Source organism: Chlorogloeopsis sp. ULAP02 (assembly GCF_038404745.2).
Taxonomy (GTDB): domain Bacteria; phylum Cyanobacteriota; class Cyanobacteriia; order Cyanobacteriales; family Nostocaceae; genus Chlorogloeopsis.
Map to the genome: position 1 here is coordinate 147482 of NZ_JAYKTT020000045.1, position 17922 is coordinate 165403.

At 41.7% G+C, this 17922-nt stretch carries 15 protein-coding genes; 6 read left to right on the forward strand and 9 right to left on the reverse strand.

Features of this window, described 5'->3' with window-relative positions; all coding sequences use genetic code 11:
• Nucleotides 1-40: 40 nt before the first annotated feature.
• Nucleotides 41-451 carry a type II toxin-antitoxin system VapC family toxin gene (locus U2718_RS16475; RefSeq protein WP_341996798.1) on the reverse strand — a complete coding sequence of 137 codons (411 nt, stop codon included), beginning with the start codon at nt 449-451 and terminating at the stop codon, nt 41-43.
• A gap of 5 nt (nt 452-456) precedes the next feature.
• The gene (locus tag U2718_RS16480) at nt 457-750 is read right to left on the reverse strand and encodes a hypothetical protein (RefSeq protein ID WP_341996800.1); all 294 of its coding nucleotides are present in this window, start codon (nt 748-750) and stop codon (nt 457-459) included.
• Nucleotides 751-1029: 279 nt separating this feature from the next.
• On the opposite strand from U2718_RS16480, the gene U2718_RS16485 reads away from it, so the two are divergent.
• The 4 genes from U2718_RS16485 (at nt 1030) to U2718_RS16500 (ending at nt 4717) form a co-directional block, all read left to right on the forward strand.
• Complete coding sequence (locus U2718_RS16485; protein ID WP_341996802.1) at nt 1030-2754, forward strand: SulP family inorganic anion transporter; 1725 nt, start codon at nt 1030-1032, stop codon at nt 2752-2754.
• A complete protein-coding gene (locus tag U2718_RS16490) occupies nt 2741-3430 on the forward strand; it encodes a DUF1345 domain-containing protein (protein ID WP_341996804.1) in 690 nt (229 codons plus the stop codon). The genes U2718_RS16485 and U2718_RS16490 overlap by 14 nt, the downstream gene beginning before the upstream one ends.
• A gap of 356 nt (nt 3431-3786) precedes the next feature.
• Nucleotides 3787-4254 (forward strand): MarR family transcriptional regulator, encoded by a 468-nt coding sequence (locus tag U2718_RS16495; protein WP_341996806.1) that lies wholly within the window; start codon nt 3787-3789, stop codon nt 4252-4254.
• Between the two features lie 70 nt (nt 4255-4324).
• Complete coding sequence (locus U2718_RS16500; RefSeq protein ID WP_341996808.1) at nt 4325-4717, forward strand: hypothetical protein; 393 nt, start codon at nt 4325-4327, stop codon at nt 4715-4717.
• Between the two features lie 453 nt (nt 4718-5170).
• On the opposite strand, the gene tkt is transcribed toward U2718_RS16500, so the two are convergent.
• The 3 genes from tkt to acpP form a co-directional block, all read right to left on the reverse strand.
• On the reverse strand, nt 5171-7183 hold the full coding sequence (gene tkt / locus U2718_RS16505; RefSeq protein ID WP_341996810.1) for a transketolase: 2013 nt from the start codon (nt 7181-7183) through the stop codon (nt 5171-5173).
• A 292-nt stretch (nt 7184-7475) separates the two neighbouring features.
• Nucleotides 7476-8726, reverse strand: a complete 1251-nt coding sequence (fabF, locus tag U2718_RS16510) for a beta-ketoacyl-ACP synthase II (protein ID WP_341996812.1) — start codon at nt 8724-8726, stop codon at nt 7476-7478.
• Nucleotides 8727-8876: 150 nt separating this feature from the next.
• Complete coding sequence (acpP, locus tag U2718_RS16515) at nt 8877-9128, reverse strand: acyl carrier protein (RefSeq protein ID WP_289788612.1); 252 nt, start codon at nt 9126-9128, stop codon at nt 8877-8879.
• Nucleotides 9129-9471: 343 nt separating this feature from the next.
• Here acpP and U2718_RS16520 point away from each other — a divergent pair, with 343 nt between their 5' ends.
• On the forward strand, nt 9472-10389 hold the full coding sequence (locus U2718_RS16520) for a CoB--CoM heterodisulfide reductase iron-sulfur subunit B family protein (protein ID WP_341996814.1): 918 nt from the start codon (nt 9472-9474) through the stop codon (nt 10387-10389).
• Between the two features lie 444 nt (nt 10390-10833).
• Here the strand turns inward: U2718_RS16520 and U2718_RS16525 are convergent, their stop codons facing one another.
• From U2718_RS16525 to lpxD, 3 genes are all read right to left on the reverse strand, one after another.
• Nucleotides 10834-13194 carry a hypothetical protein gene (locus U2718_RS16525; protein ID WP_341996816.1) on the reverse strand — a complete coding sequence of 787 codons (2361 nt, stop codon included), beginning with the start codon at nt 13192-13194 and terminating at the stop codon, nt 10834-10836.
• A 390-nt stretch (nt 13195-13584) separates the two neighbouring features.
• Entirely contained in the window at nt 13585-14064 is a 480-nt protein-coding gene (locus tag U2718_RS16530) for an Hsp20/alpha crystallin family protein (RefSeq protein WP_341996819.1), read from the reverse strand.
• A gap of 326 nt (nt 14065-14390) precedes the next feature.
• Nucleotides 14391-15437 (reverse strand): UDP-3-O-(3-hydroxymyristoyl)glucosamine N-acyltransferase, encoded by a 1047-nt coding sequence (gene lpxD, locus U2718_RS16535; RefSeq protein WP_341996820.1) that lies wholly within the window; start codon nt 15435-15437, stop codon nt 14391-14393.
• Between the two features lie 492 nt (nt 15438-15929).
• Here lpxD and U2718_RS16540 point away from each other — a divergent pair, with 492 nt between their 5' ends.
• Nucleotides 15930-16580, forward strand: coding sequence for a DUF4142 domain-containing protein (locus U2718_RS16540; RefSeq protein WP_341996823.1), 651 nt, complete (start codon nt 15930-15932; stop codon nt 16578-16580).
• A gap of 89 nt (nt 16581-16669) precedes the next feature.
• Here the strand turns inward: U2718_RS16540 and U2718_RS16545 are convergent, their stop codons facing one another.
• On the reverse strand, nt 16670-17920 hold the full coding sequence (locus tag U2718_RS16545; RefSeq protein ID WP_341996825.1) for a murein transglycosylase A: 1251 nt from the start codon (nt 17918-17920) through the stop codon (nt 16670-16672).
• Nucleotides 17921-17922: the final 2 nt, after the last annotated feature.

The following is a 17922-nucleotide window of genomic DNA, read 5'->3' on the forward strand; positions in this document are numbered from 1 at the left end:
AGCGATCGCCGGGCGAAAGCTTATCCATAATCAAGGAATTTTAAGAATCAGCTTGCAACCAATTCTCTACGCTAATACCATCAACTCTCTGCATATCAGAATCATTGGAAACAAGAATCAAGCCGCGTGTAATTGCCGTTGCTGCTATCAAAATATCTGCATCTTCTAAAGATATACCTCTCTTTTTTAAAGAAACTTGAATTTCACACGCTTTCTCTATCATTTCTATATCATCTAAAAATAAAACTCCATATTTTCTGATAAACTGGTTAAATTCAGCTAGCTGCCTCGTTGCATTTACAGCTAATAGTCCTCCTTTAACTTCATAATACGTGATACAACTGATAAATACTTCTTCGCCCCGAATATTAGCCTCCCGTAATTTGTTATCTACTGTGATATTTCGCTTCAAAATATAACTAACTATATTAGTATCTAGAAGATAAGTCACACTCTCTATTTCCCTTCTACCGCAGCATCAAAAATTGCTAACTGTTCGGGCGTTAAATCATTTAACGTTCCCGAAACAGCCTCTAATACAAGAATCTTATCAATTCTGCGTGTTAATTGGTTATCAGGAATCGCCCTGATTTCTTCTGGAGACAACTCGCCAAACAGGTTTACCAACATTTCTATCATTTCCTGTTTGTCTAATTTCACCTGGTACAGACTATTAGTTTGAAACAACTTTTCTACAATTGGCGATATGCGGTTAATAAGTTCTTGATTGTAACTAGTAACTTCTTGCATAACTTTTCCTCAGCTTTTAATATATTGCCCCAATTATAAATAATTTCCTAAACCCTTTACGTTAACCTCAACACTCGTCTGCGTTGTACAAAATTATTTTCGCGTTAGCTTCATAAGCTTCTGTAGATAAGAGCGCAATTGCTATTGACTTGAGTGAGGCTTCTTGTTTGCTGACTAGTAGATTAAGATTTAGTTAATTCTGTTAAAAACAGGTAATTTTAATCTTAAGCTTCAATTAATTTTACTAAAATGAGGTGAATTTCATCTCAACTTCAAGCCATGTTGCAGAAAAGCATTCACGCGATCGGGCGCTACATTCCCATTCTGCAATGGTTGTCCAACTATCGACTGTCTTGGCTGTGTCAAGATTTTATGGCTGGGTTAACAGTCTGGGCGGTGATGGTTCCCACTGCACTTGCCTATACAGGAATTGCTGGCGTTCCCGCTGCTGTCGGGTTGTACACTGTACCGCTGAGTCTCCTAGCCTATGCCCTTTTTGGTACCTCTAGTGCCTTAGTTGTCGGCCCGGATTCAGCAACCGCCTTGCTGTCAGCTCATACTATAGTAATGTTTGCTACTCCAGACTCGTCAGAGTACCTTGCCCTAACATCTTTACTTGCCTTTTTGGTAAGTCTACTTTTGATTGGATTCGGACTGCTACGTATGGGATGGGTAGCTAATTTCATTTCCCAGCCAGTCATGCAGGGGTTTGTCCAAGGGCTAGCAATTGTGACGTTAATGACGCAATTACCCAAGCTGTTCGGAGTGAAACAAGTTGACGGCAACTTTTTTGAGAGATTGGGGACACTGTTGTCAGAGTTGCCTCATACCCACCTCACAACCTTAGTAATGGGGTTGGCTAGCTTGTTACTTTTGTTTGCTTTCAGTCAGTGGTTCCCTCGATTGCCAGCGGCTTTCCTTACAATTTTAATAGCTGTCTTAGCGGTTTCCCTGTTCGGTTTGCAACACAGTGGTATTGCCCTTGTTGGCAACATCAAAGCAGGATTGCCTCCCATCGGACTGCCAAAGATGAATTGGCAACACCTCAGCTTGCTTTTGCAAGGAGCCTTAGCGATCGCGCTCCTAGATTATACGGAGTCTCTGGCAGCGGCTGAAACGGCAGCCCAAAGGACAGGCGGGTATATTGATCACAACCAAGAAGCGATCGCTTTAGGAATGGCTAATTTAGGAGCAAGTGTGAGTTCTGGCTTTGTGGTAGCTGGCAGCCTTTCGCAATCAGCAGTCAGTATGGTGGCTGGTGGTAAGACTCAGATGGCATCAATTTTTCAAGCCGCTTTGGTGCTGCTGACTTTACTGTTTTTGATGCCTTTATTCAGTAACCTTCCTTTGGCTGTACTGGGTGCGATCGTGGTTAAGGCAATGCTTACCATGCTTAATCCAATTTACTTCAAGCAACTATGGAGCATTGATCGCACAGAATTTTGTCTGGCATTAGCCGCCTGCGTGGGCGAACTTGTTTTCGGAATCTTACCAGGTATCGGTTTGGGAGTACTCTTATCACTCATCGTGCTAATTTATCACACTAGCCATCCACAGACAGCAGTTCTCGGCAAGCTTCCCAATCAATCGGGAACTTATCGAGACATTGTCTTGCACCGGGAGGCGCTAACTGTACCGGGGCTATTGATTTATCGCTTTGATGCAATATTATTCTTTGCCAATGCCAGCTTTTTTGCTCAAGATCTCAAACGCCGAATCAAGAACTCCAAACAGCCAGTACAGGAAGTACTGGTAGACGCACAGACGATTAACTCAGTCGATCTAACAGCAGCGCAGATGTTAGTCAAATTACACGCTCAATTAAAAGCACAGAATATCTCTCTGTCTTTAGCTGGTGTGAAAGATCCTGTATGGGACATGATGCGTTGGACAGGAGTGGAAAAAGCGATCAGCCGAGAAAACTTTTTTGAGTCCATTACTGAAGGAGTAAACGCCTTTCTCAAGCAACAAACAATAACCGAAAAGTCCAGTGAAAAAGCTTAGAAGCAAACTCTACCGTTTCGTATGGAATATACATGATGGCAAGAGGGCTGTCTTGTGTGGCAGCTTCGGTGTTTTGACTGCCATTTTAGTTCGACGCTTAGGCTGGGAAATAGCCAGTATTCTCGGTTGGATATGCTGGGTAGGCAGTTATCTATTGCTACTTGGCATTGTTATTGTCAGTGCTGACGGGCCAAAAACTCAACAACGGGTTTCCAGAGATAACCCAAATACGCTCTTGTTACTTATTTTACTAATAGTAACTATCTTTATAAGTAACATTTTTGTGGGCATTATTCTCACATCTGTAGGCAATCGTACTCAAGGTCACACCCAAATTCTGATTGTACTTAGCGCGATCGCTGTACTTTTGTCTTGGTGTTTGTTGCACACTTCTTTTGGACAGCAATATGCGCGGATTTACTATGACGTAGTAGATGATAGCGGACGAACATTTTCCAGCAAGCTGCGTAGGGGATTAGCTTTTCCAGGAACAGATCAGCCAGCCTATCTAGATTTTCTTTACGTATCTTTTACAATTGCCCTGACTTATGCAACCAGCGATGTTGATATTGAATCTGAATATCTACGGCGAATCGTTCTTGTCCACAGCTTGGTATCTTTCTTCTTCTACTCGATTATTTTAGGAAGTGTTCTTAACGCTATTGTCACTTCTTGAGTCAAGTAAATATTTGCAATAAAAAGTTAGAATTGTCAATTGGGATGATACTTCTGCAAGATTGACTTAACCAAATCTGTCAGCAATATGCTTTGAGAATTTTCTTGCTGATTTTTCACGAATTTGCTGCCGGGTTCTGGTAGCTGCGTATGGTCTGGTAGGGTTGTTTCAATGCCTCATGGTGTTTGTGCCGAGGTCATGCAAACCTGCTAGATGTGGAGGTTTACAAATAACATGGCATTTTTCCCAGTTGGCTGGGGGGTTTGGAGGGCGATAGCACTCAATTACTCAGATTTTTCTAATATATTTTTATATACTATTTTATAGTTCAAAATAAATATAAGGAATGCAAAGCAGTGGAACAGAAGAGAGCGAAAAAAGGTACTGTTCAAGCTGACATACTCAATCTACTTAAGAACAATCCTGGCCAAAAGTTTACTTTCAACGAAGTAGCACAGAAACTTGGGATAAGTCATGGTTCTACGAGTGGTACTCTCTCTGTTCTTTGGAAAAATGGTGTTATTAGTAAAACTAATGACCATCCGGCTAAATATTTCTATAATTCAGACATCACAGCTACTTCCCCAAATGAGAAGTTGGATAATAAATGCCAAAACTACCCAGAGAGTAGTGAAGAGCAAGAAAGATCCTATTCAGGCTTGAGTGACTTTGAAAACAAGATTAAACAAGAGATAGAAGAAATCGAGCAACGCTGCCAAGAACTTAAAAAAACACTAGAAATTCTAGAGATTCGTCGAGAGACGCTTAGGGGAACTTTAAAAATTTTAGATGAAACAATAAGACTAGAAAAAGAAAGGCTATAAAAAAATTAAATATAAAACTTTTAGTAAATATTCTATTTCTAAAGTATTATATGTTTTATAGTATAAAGAGATGTTTGAATCTATGTATCCTAAATTAAAAAAAGGTACTCTCCAATATAAGATAAAAGAATTTTTAGTCCAAAACAACGAACAAGGATGGACTTCAAAGGAAATTGCCATCAAATTAAATTCTAATTACGGTTCTGTGAGTGGCTCACTTTCCATGCTTGAAAAGAATGGCGAAGTAACAAAAGTAGTGGATTCTCCTGCTGCAAAGTATTTTTCTAACAATAAACCTAGCTCTAGATATAACTCTAATATTATAGAAATCGAGAAAATTATAGAAAGGCGAGAGATAATCAAGAAAAAAAGACACGAACTTACTAAAGAAGAAGAGAAATTAGCGAAGGAAGAAGAAAAACTAGCAATAGCCTTAGAAGTCTTAACTGAGCTTGTTGTTTAGCAAATTAGTCCCTCTTTTGTTACTTTCGTCAGAGAATAATCTAAAACCCTTATGTTTCAGGACTTTTATCAATTTAGGCGTAGGTTAGGTTTCTTTCCTCAAGCCAACGCTAAAAACCTCGATTCTGTTGGGTTTCACTTTGTACCCCTACGGGGAAGCAAGCTACAACCCAACCTACCTCTATTTTTCTCTCCCCATAGTGATTAAAGAGGGTTAGTGATGGAGTAGTGGGTGCAAGAGAACAAAGCAACCTAAACCTATACGTATCACTGCCGCATCTCTTCCACTAGAAACTTCTTGCATCTTCCCCTGCCTCCACCCATAAGTTTAATTTTGCCTAACCACTTATCACTCTGATAACTCATCATCTTTGCGTCCTTTGCGTCTTTGTGGTTCGTTAAATAAAAAAGGGCAGGCAAATTACCCGCCCTCAAAATAATTATTCTGTTGCTATTAACCCAACAATTTCTTAGCTTTAGCTAACACATTATCAACGCTAAAGCCGAATTTCTCCATACAGACACCACCAGGAGCCGAAGCACCAAAGCGATCAATACTAACAGTATCGCCTTCGGTACCTACGTACTTATGCCAGCCAAAGCTAGTGCCAGCTTCTACAGCCAAACGCTTGGTGACAGCTTTCGGCAATACAGACTCTCTATAAGCTGCCTCTTGGGCTTCAAACAAATCCCAAGAGGGTAGCGAGACAACACGGACTTTCTTGCCTTCGGCAGTGAGTTTCTCGGCTGCGGTTACACAGAGGCTTAATTCTGAACCAGTACCAATCAAGATCAAATCTGGCGTACCTTGACAATCCACTACAATGTATCCACCCTTTGTTACGCCCTCAATCGACGTACCTGCCAAGTTGGGGACATTTTGACGGGTGAACGCCAATAAGGTGGGAAAGTCTTGCTTTGCTCTTTCAATTGCCACTTTGTAAGCGCCAGAGGTTTCGTTGCCGTCTGCCGGGCGAATTACTGTGAGCTTCGGAATAGCTCGCAGGGAAGCCAGAGTTTCAATCGGTTGGTGTGTCGGCCCGTCTTCACCTTGTCCAATCGAGTCGTGAGTCATTACCCAAATCACGCCAGCGTTAGACAGGGCAGATAAGCGGATGGAAGCACGCATATAGTCTGTGAAGATCAGGAAGGTTGCGCCGTAGGGAATTAATCCCGAACCGTGCAGCGCTATGCCGTTGCAGATTGCGCCCATACCATGTTCCCGTACACCAAAGTGGATGTTCGGGTTTTGGTATTGCCCTTTTTGAAAGTCGCCCTTGCCCTTAAGTTCGGTAAGGTTGGAGTGAGTTAAGTCAGCCGAACCACCAATTAACTCAGGTAAAACACCTGCCAATTTATTGAGGCAGGTTTCCGAGTGTTTACGGGTGGCTACTCCTTTGTCTTCGGGGGTGTAGGTGGGTAGCACCTGATCCCAACCGTCAGCTAGCTTACCGCTAATGTAACGTTCAAATTCAGCCGCTTCTTCAGAATATTTGGCTTTATAGGCTTCAAAGGCTTGCTTCCATTCAGCTTCATAGCCTGCACCGCGCTCAACTGCCTTACGGGTATGGTTGAGAGCATCTTCTGGAACTACGAAAGGTTCATATGTCCACTCCAGGTTGTTGCGGGTAGCAGTTACTTCATCTGTTCCCAAAGCCGCACCGTGAACACCGGCTGTATTTGCTTTATTGGGAGAACCGTAACCGATGGTGGTTGTTACCTTGATCAGCGAAGGCTTATCAGTGACTGCTTTTGCTGCTTCAATTGCTTTGGCTATCCCATCTAAATCGGTATTGCCATCTTTTACGTGCAACACATGCCAACCATATGCTTCAAACCGTTTAGAAACATCTTCGGTAAAGGCAATATCCGTAGAACCGTCGATGGAAATGTGATTGTCGTCGTACAGGGCAATTAGCTTACCCAACCCCAAGTGTCCTGCCAAGGAACAGGCTTCACCGGATACACCTTCCATGTTGCAACCATCACCCAAAATTACATAGGTGTAGTGGTCAACAATTTTAGCTTCGGGTTTGTTGAACTTTGCGGCTAGATGTGCTTCAGCTATTGCTAAACCGACTCCGTTCGCAATTCCTTGCCCTAAGGGGCCTGTAGTAACTTCTACACCAGCAGTCATGAAGTTTTCTGGGTGTCCGGGGGTTTTGGATTCCCACTGACGAAATTGCTTAATGTCCTCAATGGTCACACTGTCGTAACCAAACAGGTAGAGCAGGGCATACTGCAACATTGAGCCATGCCCGGCAGACAGGACAAAGCGATCGCGGTTAAACCATTTAGGATTCTTGGGGTTAAACCGTAAAAAGCGATCCCAGAGTACAAATGCCATTGGTGCTCCGCCCATCGGCAGTCCTGGGTGACCAGACTTTGCCTTTTCTACGGCATCAATTGCCAAGAAGCGAATCGAGTTAATACAAAGTTCTTCAAGGGTTTGGGTTGCAACAGCCATAATCAGATTGTTGTTAACGACGGGTTAGCACTCTTTGAGCTTCTCCACTGTTGGGGATATTTTATTTCCCCAAGACAGTATCTTCATCATCCCATTGGTGCTTGTTGACAAACAAGCTGTAGTATCGAGGATTTTTGATTTGGGATTTTAGATTATCTTATGAAAAATCATCCTAAATATCAGTTGCTAAAGGGACTTACTTATGCAACCAAGCTGTCCTTCTAGCTACTTTTTACGCTATTTGCGATCTCCAGAGTTTTAGCATCAAATCCAAAATCATCAATTTCAAATCCTAGACGTACTTCTTAAAGACTAGCGTGACATTGTGACCGCCAAAACCAAAAGAATTGGATAATGCCACATCTAGACGTGCAGCCCGGCTCACATGAGGAACATAATCTAAATCGCACTCAGGATCGGGGTTTTCTAAGTTGATTGTTGGTGGAATGCGATCATTGGCGATCGCCATTACTGTTGCCACTGCTTCAATGCCACCAGATCCACCCAACAAGTGACCAGTCATAGATTTTGTGGAACTGATCGCCACTTTGTAGATATGCTCACCCAGAGCTTTTTTCATGGCAGCAGTTTCTGTGGTATCATTAGCCGGAGTGCTAGTGCCGTGAGCATTGATATAGTTTACCTGCTCTGGGGTTATGCCTGCATCTTTGAGTGCCAACCGTATAGCTCTGGTTGCTCCTTCTCCACCCGGTACAGGGGAGGTAATGTGGTAAGCGTCACAGGTCATCGCGTAGCCGACAATTTCCGCATAAATTCTCGCGCCACGACTCTTCGCGTGTTCTAATTCTTCGAGGATAAGAATGCCAGCGCCTTCACCCATGACAAATCCGTCACGGTCTTGATCAAATGGACGGCAAGCATGAGTGGGATCGTCATTGCGAAAAGAAAGGGCTTTGCACGCAGCAAATCCAGCCACAGACAACGGTGTGATTGCCGCCTCGGTGCCTCCACAAATCATTGCTTGAGCATATCCACCTTGAATCAAGCGGAAAGCGTCTCCGATCGCATTGGAACCAGCAGCACAGGCTGTGACAGCGCAAGAATTAGGGCCTTTCGCACCAGTATGAATTGCAGTTAACCCCGCCGCCATATTAGCAATCATCATGGGAATCATGAAAGGGCTACAGCGATCCGGGCCACGATTTAGGTAAATAGTTTGCTGGTCTTCCATTACCTTAATGCCACCAACGCCCGAACCGATCATGACACCCACTTGTTCTGCATTCAGGTCATTGATAACTAATCGTGCATCTGCTAAAGCTTGCTTTGCAGCCGAAACAGCAAATTGCGTAAATCGATCCATGCGCTTGGCTTCTTTACGTTCCAAGTAATCGTGCGGATCGTAGTTTTTTACCTCACCAGCAATGCGGCAATCATGGCGAGAAGCATCAAATAGGGTAATTTCGCCTATGCCATTACGCCCGCTTACCAATCCTTCCCAATACTCGGCTGGTGTATTACCAATTGGTGTAATCGCGCCAACACCAGTTACAACAACGCGTTTACGTATAAAATCAGTCATTTCTCAGTTACAGGTGGCTCTTCCTTGATGCAGGCAGGACAAAACAGGGATTCAGGGATTAGGGACTAAGGACTGGGGGCTAGGGACTAGGAAAGTATTTTCTCAATACCCAGTACCCAATACCCAATACCTAGTACCCAGTACCCAATACTAGGCGGATGCGGCAACTTTGTCGTTGATGTAATCAACTGCCTCTTGAACTGTTGTAATCTTTTCTGCGGCTTCATCGGGAATTTCGATATCAAATTCTTCTTCTAAAGCCATTACTAGTTCCACAGTATCCAAAGAATCAGCTCCCAAGTCATTGGCAAAGCTAGCTTGTGGCGTGACTTTATCAGCCTCAACACTCAGTTGTTCGGAGACGATTTTCTTAACCTTTTCAAAAATTTCCGCTTGGCTCATAGATTAAATTCCTCAATCTGTTGCTAAATCCGCTCTTTAATGGGGGACATGATTTTGAGCATATTTATCTTATCGGAAAGCGCGATCGCCCGTATACTACTAAAGAATTTTCTTTGAGAAAATCTTTCTGCTGTTTCTATTAGAAACAAAGCTACTGCTCAAGCGCTGGGGCAATAGAACACGCTAAGTGTCGCATCTACGGTTTAAACAGTTCTGTTTTGCAATTCTTACTAATTTTTTTTAAGAATATACACTCTACAATCAACTGTCTTGCAATCGTCACTAACAAGCGATGATAAAAAAGTTATCGTATAAGTCTATGACCTCATAATTATCAATTTCTATGCTATCCCATACTTTAAAGTACGCTTACTACCCTGGCTGTGTTGCTCAAGGAGCTTGCCGGGAACTTCATCAGTCAACTATTGCCCTAACTAAAGCATTGGGCATTGAACTCATTGAACTCAAAAAAGCAGCTTGTTGTGGTTCCGGCACGTTTAAAGAAGATTCTCAATTATTAGAAGATACTGTTAATGCTCGAAATATTGCTTTGGCAGAACAATTAAATTTACCTTTACTAACTCATTGCAGCACTTGCCAAGGTGTGATTGGTCATGTCGATGAACAATTAAAAGAATGCCAGAAAACAAACCCTGCTTATGTAAAACAGGTTAATAGCTTGCTGAAAAAAGAAGGCTGTTCGCCTTATCGAGGAACAGTTGAAGTAAAGCATATCCTTTATGCTCTAGTAAAAGATTATGGTTTAGAAGAAATTAAACGAAGAGTTACTCGTAAATTAACTGGGCTAAAGTGTGCTGCCTTTTACGGCTGTTATCTTCTCCGTGCTCAAAAATCTATGCCCTATGAAGATCCTTTTCAACCAGAGGGGATGGAAAATGTATTTCAGGCATTGGGAGCCACACCAATTTATTATAAAGGTCGTACACAATGTTGTGGTTGGCCTCTTTCTAGCTACGCTACCACTCAATCTTTTAAAATGGCGGGAATGCATATTCAAGAAGCTTTAGCAGCTGGTGCTGATTGTATAGTAACTCCTTGCCCTCTGTGTCACCTGAACCTAGATTCTCGCCAACCAGAGGTAGAAAAAGTGATTGGGCAGAAACTCGGTTTACCAGTGTTGCACTTACCCCAATTGATTGCTCTGGCAGTGGGAATTAGTCCAAAAGAATTGGGCTTAGAAAGACATATTGTTTCTACTAAACCTGTGTTGGAGAAATTGGGAATTTTGGTGAATAGATAGTAGATAGGTAGGAGTTAGTAGATAGTAGTTAGTAGCTATTAGGGACGGGTTTAACAAGAGCAATTGTCGATTTAAATCAGACATAATTGATAAAACCCAGATAAAATCCAATCGTACAGTAGTTAGTAGGTATGACTTTGACACCTCCCCACTAAACATCAACCACTAACCACTGTACGGGCGAGTTTAAAAGATAAATTATCGATAGTAGCCCAAAAATAATCAGCAAAACCTGCACACCAGTTGACGCCAGTTGCTACAACGCGCTTAACCCGCAAGGGCGCACGGCTCCGCAACGCGCTGGCTCTTATGCCGGGAAACCCTTGCTTTCGCTTATCCGCTCCGCGTCTACACCAGTCACCTGCGGCGGGAAATCCGTCCGCAGTGCTGGTTCACCACCGCACTGGCTGCCCTACTATCCACTAATCACTATCTACTAACCTTTCACTGTTGATTTAACTGTTCTTCTATTGTTGTTACCGTCACATCTGGAATCGAAAATTCGGTTTCGCTTTTTGGTGTTGGTGGTTGATTGAACAGTTCTTGTGTTGGCACGGTTAGATCTAAATTAGGAGATGTAATTTCTGCTTTTGGTGTCGCCGCTGCTGTTGGTGGCGGTGTGATGATTGACGAAGATGGAACTTCTGAATTTGATGGTTCGGGTGTTGGTGTAAAAGTTGGTATCGCTAGGCTTTCTGGGCTTGGAGACTCAAACAGTGGAGGAGATGTTGGTGTTGGAGTAGGTGTAGTTTCTACGGTTGGTGTTGGTATAGAAAGAGGCGTAGCTTCTGATGTCGATGTTGGTGTAGGTGAAGATGTTACTTTAGTGTTAGGTTGTTGGCTTCTGCCAGTAGTTGGTTTAGGGAATGTTAGTACCGGATCTATAATTGGTGTGTTTTCGGGTAAAGGTGACAGCGTTGCAGTAGGCACAGAAGTGGGTTGAGTAATTGCTGAAGGTGTCTGAGTTGCCCTGGAAGTGGGTTTAGCCTTAGGCACTGGGTTAATAGTTGCCTTTGGCTCACTGCTGGGTGATTTAGTAGGTAAAGGTGTAAAACGATGCCAATTAAACAAAATCAATAACCCGCCTGAAGCTAAAATTCCAGTGGCAATGATTTTTGTAGGTGAGAATAAAAAATTTGACTTTTTAGGCTTATATAAAGATGAAGTATTTTTCGTGACTATAGACATTCGAGTTAATGCTGGTGGCGAGGATGATAACTGCGGATTGGTATCCCTTCTCACCTGTTGATTGTGATTTAAATTTGTATCTGCACTACTATTTTGAAAATTTTGAGGTGGCAAAGTAGATACATTTGAGGAAAGAAAATCGAAATTATAGCGAGTTGCTGTTACTGCTATCTTTTCATTCAAAGATAATCTTATTTCTAGTGCTTTAGTGAGGTAATCTGCTGCGACGCTATTTTCCTCTAAACAAAGGGTACGAGTACCCAGCTGATGAAGTATCCAAGCTTCAGAGGCTCGATCTCCTCTAGCTTGAGATGCTTGCAATCCTTGCTGCAAAACTTGCTCCCATAAACTCCATTGCTTGTTTAAAGCGAGCGAGCCTTCTATTGCTTTTACCAAGCGCAATACATTTTGCCAACGATTGGCTTTAACTGCTACTTCTATTATTTGTACGATCGCATCAATTTCTGTACTTAATATTGTTGGTTGCTGATAATACTTTTGTGTCCAATCTATAAAGTAGGTAATAGCGCTTTCTGAGGCTGCTTTCAGCTTCCATGCTGGTGGTAAAACTTCTGCAATTATCTTATTTAGAGTGTAGCGATTTTCTTGTTGGCGAAGAAGATGAAGCCGACATAAACTCTCTAACATAGTAAGAGTTTTAGGCAGTTGTGTGATAGCTATAATTTGTTCGGCTGACAACCCTGCATCACCCATTACGGCTAATAAATCCAAAATGCTTCTTTGCCTGCCTGTGAGCGACTTTAGGATTTGTTGGATTAAATATTTTTCTGGCTTGGAAGTTGGCAGTTGGTTGACAATCTCGACAAGCGATCGCCCATCTTCCAGCATATAAGCGATCGCCAAGCGCAGATATATCGGATGCCCCTGCATAATTTTACACAATGATATTGCCGCAGGTCTTTCCTTAATCGTGAGTGAGCTTTGGAGTTCCTCTTCCACTAAAACTAAAGCATCTTGAATAGAGAGTTCAGAAAGCTCGATAGAACGTCCTTGTTTCTGAAGATGCTTTTTTGAGGAAGCGAAAACAAAGGTACATTTACTTAAAGCATTTCTTAATTCTGTTACTTCCTCTGCAGTGAGTTTATTCTCATTCAATACAATTAGCGCTTGTTTATTCTGAATTTGTTGTCGAATTTGTTTATTAGTAGGTTTATAAGGAATATCGCTTTGATAAAAAACTTCCCAAATCGATTGAAGTAAATCATCTACGTAAGGATGAATTGAAGATAAATATATAACACCGTCAGCAAAACTAGAGCTAACTTGTAATTCGTGAGCCAGATAAAGTAATAATTCTGTCTGAGCAAAACCTATAGGAGTGCAAAATTCTACTGATTGTCTAGATTGTAAAGCTGCGCTCGCTTCTTGAAGTAATTCTTGATACTCTAGTCGCTGCTTATATGGAGGATGTCGTATTAACGCTGGTGTAGAATTTTGTTGTAAAGTAGGCTGCTTTTGTGGAGTCGCTGTATTTGCGATCGCACCATAACTTGAGCCAACCTGGATAACGTACTTGCCAACTGCTAGCTTACCAATCATTTCTATCTGTATTTTTTCTATAAAATTGCCATGTGGTATAGATTTTTCTCTAGTCATGCAGTTAGTTTTTCCTTGATTGACCACAATTTTTTACGATAATTAATACCGATTTTACATTCATTTTTTAATCAATAAAATTTTTCGGTATTAAGTAGTCGAGCAAAATAAATTATCTAGTTAGGTAAGGGAACAGGATTGGGAGAACAGGGTAAGAATACAGCTATTTCACTGGTGTTGAAAAATAGCTAGATATTTATGCCTAAGCACTGATTACTCAAAGATTTTAATTAAGTAAGTCAAAAGTAGTTATCAATAAAAGTGTAAAAAAATAGACATAAAAAAGAGTGGATAATATCCACTCTCCTAGTATTATTTATGCTAATAGATTAATTTGTTACAAATTACATAATTTATGGTGTAATTTATCACCTACTTTCCTTTAGATATTTAAACCACTTGAACAGTTTCTGATCCGGGAAGTGACGTTTTACCATCTTCTAAATTAATCTTCACCACTCTCTTTTTAGCTTCTTCTGCCTTTGGTAGCGTTAAGTTCAAAATACCATTCTTAAACTCTGCTTGAACTTGATCATTCTTGATAGGAACAGGTAGAGGAATTGTGCGTTGGAAATTACCGTAGCGGAACTCTGAGCGGAGATATCCACGCTCTTGGGTTTTGCTTTCATGCCGAGTTTCGCCCGCAATAGATACAGATTCTCTTGCTACTTGAATGTCTAAATCTTTACCTTCTATACCTGGAATTTCGGCTCGCAAAATTAGATTATCCTCTGTATCTTCTAACTCGATTGCAGGTGTCCAAGTTGTCGTGTACTCACGGTTAACTCCAGCCAAGTCATCAAACATCTGATCCATTTGACGACGAATAGTTTCTATCTCTTGGAAAGGTTGCCAACGTATGAGTGCCATAACAGATTTAGCCTCCTTTGAGCAGTATTACAACTGAATCCAAGGTTACTTAAAATTTTTATCCGTACTCTAACGAGTTCTCAGGTTCTAATTTTTCTGGGCGTTTATTTAGTCGCCTTTATCTTTATATTGGCTGAAAATAGCAATTAAATTAGTGAGGAAAACCCTACCTGTCTTAGTCGTACTTTCCAGATACATCTTCAAACAAATAACATCACTAATCACTAGTCAAAAACGCAACTCATGAACATGGACTTATGAATCTAGAGCCACCTCATCCGAACTCATGACTAATGATTAATGACTAATGACCAATAACTAATTTCTTACTTTTGCCCGATTTGTCTCTGTAGTTGTTTCAAAGATTGATAAATATCTGGTAAGCGACTTAAAACAGCAGACACCTTCAGATATTGTTTGTGAGGTAGAGCGGGAGTTCCAGAGACAATTTCTCTGGGTGGAACATCACTGTGAATTCCGGCTTTTGCAGATGCGATCGCACCATCGCCAATTTTTACCTGATTGGCAATTCCTACTTGCCCAGCTAGAATCACACGATTTCCAATTTTGACGCCTCCTGCCATCCCAGATTGTCCTGCTAACGCACAACCAGCGCCAATTTGACAACCATGACCGATTTGTACCAAATTATCAATTACTGTATAGCGGCCTATCCGTGTTTCTCCGACAGCAGGACGGTCAACAGCGCTGTTACAGCCAATGACTACTCCATCTTCTAAGACAGTATAACCTGATTGTTCCATTTTTAGCCAACCCGTAGCAGTAGGCACAAAACCAAAGCCTTCAGCACCAATGACTGCGCCGCTATGAATTTCGCAGTCTGTGCCGATCAGAGTACGCTCGTGGATAGTACAGTTGGCGTGTAAGGTAGTGCGATCGCCAATCTTTGTATCGGGATAAATGACAACGTTAGGGTGAATGCATACTCCATTGCCAATTTCTACTCCTTGATGAATCACCACATGAGGACCAATGTAAACTTCGTTGCCAATTTTTGCTGTAGGATGAATTACCGCAGTAGAATGAATATCTGGAGCCGGACGCCAAGGTTGATAGAACAATTTCAGTACTTTAGCAAACAACAGTCTTGGCTCTAGAGTAGCGATCCAGGCAATATCACGTTCTTGTGCTTGTGCCTGCAATGTTTCATCTGGAGGCAAAATTAAAGCACTTGCGTTTGTCTTAGATACCATCGCAGAAAATTTTGTCCCTTCAATGTAGCTAAGGGTACCGCTTGTCGCCTCATCAACCGCTGCGAGTGCTGTTATTTCTGGATCATACTCTTTTTTGATACTAAGGCTATTAACGGCAGCAGCATCCCCAAGTTTTTCTAAAATTTCACTGAATTTCATTTTGGGTGAGAAGTCCTTTGTATTAGTTAGATGGTTATTGCTCTTGTTCAGGATGATGTTATCAGAGGTATTGTATAAATCTTCTCTACATCTATCTATTTCTCTAAAGAAAAATTACTACTAAACGCCAATTCCCTAAATCACGGCTACAAATTATTCTCCTTTGCTCCTCTTGCCACATTAATGATATGACAATATCTTTTGTAACTAAGTAATACCCAACAGTTTTAAAGTCCCTCTAAAGGTGAAGGACAGGCTATTCCTGTGGTAGAAGTTTGAAAAAATGACGCTAGTTACCTTTTCATAAGAAGCAACTAAAGCTTGATTTGCTAGAACATCTAATAGCAAGATGGATGATTCAACCTGAATCATCGTCAAAGTTTCTATCAGACTTAATTTTGAGAACATTACTTGTTCAAAATTTTCTGCAACTGCGTTTGAGAAGCACAAATCCAATCATTTATTTTCCAAAATTTAAACGGATAGGTATCAATGAATATTGTTTGTGACGTGAGGGCGATTACAAAGTTTGTTGGCAGCTTTGTAGGAGTTGCTGGTGTAAGTGCCTTGATCAGTTTTCCAGCACTAGCACAAGCTAACTTGAATTCTGGTAATTCCAACAGTCCTAATCAATTTATTCTTGTCCAAAGTACGCAAAGAAACGTACCTGCTCCTGCTAGTTCACCTGGTACCACTGATTCAGGTACTTCATTGAGCGCTCTAGATCGAGAATTTCTGACTAGGGCTGCACAAAGCGATCTAACTGAGATCCAGACAAGTCAACTGGCACTCCAACGTTCTCAAAACAAAGCTGTGAGAGATTATGCACAGCGCATGATTCAAGAGCACACAAACTCTAGCAAACAATTGACGCAAATAGCAAAGAACAAAAATGTAACATTGCCTAAAGATATCGGCCCAGACAACAAAGCTTTGTTGTCTAAACTGAGAAATGCCACTGGTAGTAATTTTGATCGTGCCTATATGCAGGGACAAGTGCAAGCTCATAAAAAAACGCTGGCTGAGTATCAAAATTACTTGAAAAAAGGACAAGATCAAGAGTTAAGAGCGTTTGCAAGTAAAATTGCACCTCTTGTTGCCGATCACTTACAGATGGCTCAGAAAATGGTAGCAGGACGATAACTATAGCAGTCTGGAATGTGGTTTAACACAGATATTAATGGGGCGAGGGTATAATACCTTACGCCCCTACTGTGTAAAGAAAACTAATTTTATTCCTTCAACAACAAATAATATAAACTTCCACTACTGCCTGTTATCCCAGCGCGATCGCCTGCTAGTTCACCAGTTCCCATAAAATAATCTACCCGTCCTGGCCCCTTAATAGCACTACCAGTATCTTGATCCAGGACGAAGCGACTGACTCGACGTAAAACCAGTTTGCCACGACTGGCAGGATAAGGAAATGAAGCGTTAATTATCGCTAGTGCTCCCGGTGGCATTAAAGATTTATCTGTGGCAATAGAACGATCTGGTGTCACGGGTACGCCAATACTTCCAGTAGCCGCGCTGCCACTGGTTTCTTTGAAAAAGACAAAACGTTCCCAACGGGGTAAATAATTATTTAACTCCTTCGGATATTGACGGAAGTACTGAATTACTTTGGGTAACGTCAAACCTTCTAAAGCTACTTTGCCATCTTTAGCCAATTCTCTGCCAATACTAGTCCAAGGGTAATCAGTGCCTCCTGCATAACCAACAGAGGTTCTGGTACCGTCAGTTAATTTAAGTTGAGCAGAACCTTGAATATGTACAAGATAAGCATCTAAACGATTGCGAAACCAAAATAACTCTAAACCACGTAAAGGACTTTTCTCTCCTAGTAAACCATCTTTTCCTTCTAAATCTAATCGTTTGGGGTGTGGTTTAGCCCATTGCTCAAAGTTTACCGGGAGTCTATAGAGAGGATACTTGTATGCCGAGGTGCGAGTGCGACTGGCAGTATATACAGGTTCGTAATAGGCGGTAAACTTTACAGTACCGTTGCCATCGTTGCCGACTGATTTGTAAAAGACGAACTCTCGACGTACAGCCGCCTGTAATTGTGCTGGAGATTTGGAGCTAACTACTAACTGACGAAAACGTTGCAAACTGCGACGAACACGAGCTAGAGAAATTTCTGGAATCGGATAATTCTGGTACGCTGTGATCGCCCCCTTTGTGTTTAGGAAACGCAAGCTATGATCGATAGCTGCTAATAGAGCTTTGCGATCGCCCTGTCTGCCCATTCCCTGCCAAATTTGTTCATCCCATCCCAAGCACAAGTGACTGGGTACACAATCTGTTCCTAGAGTGATCGGCTTGAGTGGCGGCGTTACTTCTGGAATGCTTGGTACTTGTAGTGGAACTTGTTCAGGATTTTTGGGTAATGGTAGACTAAGGGGTTGAGCCAAAGCAGAGTAAACAGGATTGACAAAGGAAATTCCCAGGCTCAAAGAAAGCACAGCAAGCGTTTTTCTCATCT

Coding starts and splice junctions, on each gene's coding strand:
- U2718_RS16525 (WP_341996816.1), bottom strand. CDS start 13,194: ATGACTAGAGAAAAATCTATACCACATGGCAATTTTATAGAAAAAATA.
- U2718_RS16520 (WP_341996814.1), top strand. CDS start 9,472: ATGCTATCCCATACTTTAAAGTACGCTTACTACCCTGGCTGTGTTGCT.
- U2718_RS16540 (WP_341996823.1), top strand. CDS start 15,930: ATGAATATTGTTTGTGACGTGAGGGCGATTACAAAGTTTGTTGGCAGC.
- tkt (WP_341996810.1), bottom strand. CDS start 7,183: ATGGCTGTTGCAACCCAAACCCTTGAAGAACTTTGTATTAACTCGATT.
- U2718_RS16480 (WP_341996800.1), bottom strand. CDS start 750: ATGCAAGAAGTTACTAGTTACAATCAAGAACTTATTAACCGCATATCG.
- U2718_RS16485 (WP_341996802.1), top strand. CDS start 1,030: ATGTTGCAGAAAAGCATTCACGCGATCGGGCGCTACATTCCCATTCTG.
- lpxD (WP_341996820.1), bottom strand. CDS start 15,437: ATGAAATTCAGTGAAATTTTAGAAAAACTTGGGGATGCTGCTGCCGTT.
- fabF (WP_341996812.1), bottom strand. CDS start 8,726: ATGACTGATTTTATACGTAAACGCGTTGTTGTAACTGGTGTTGGCGCG.
- acpP (WP_289788612.1), bottom strand. CDS start 9,128: ATGAGCCAAGCGGAAATTTTTGAAAAGGTTAAGAAAATCGTCTCCGAA.
- U2718_RS16500 (WP_341996808.1), top strand. CDS start 4,325: ATGTTTGAATCTATGTATCCTAAATTAAAAAAAGGTACTCTCCAATAT.
- U2718_RS16545 (WP_341996825.1), bottom strand. CDS start 17,920: ATGAGAAAAACGCTTGCTGTGCTTTCTTTGAGCCTGGGAATTTCCTTT.
- U2718_RS16530 (WP_341996819.1), bottom strand. CDS start 14,064: ATGGCACTCATACGTTGGCAACCTTTCCAAGAGATAGAAACTATTCGT.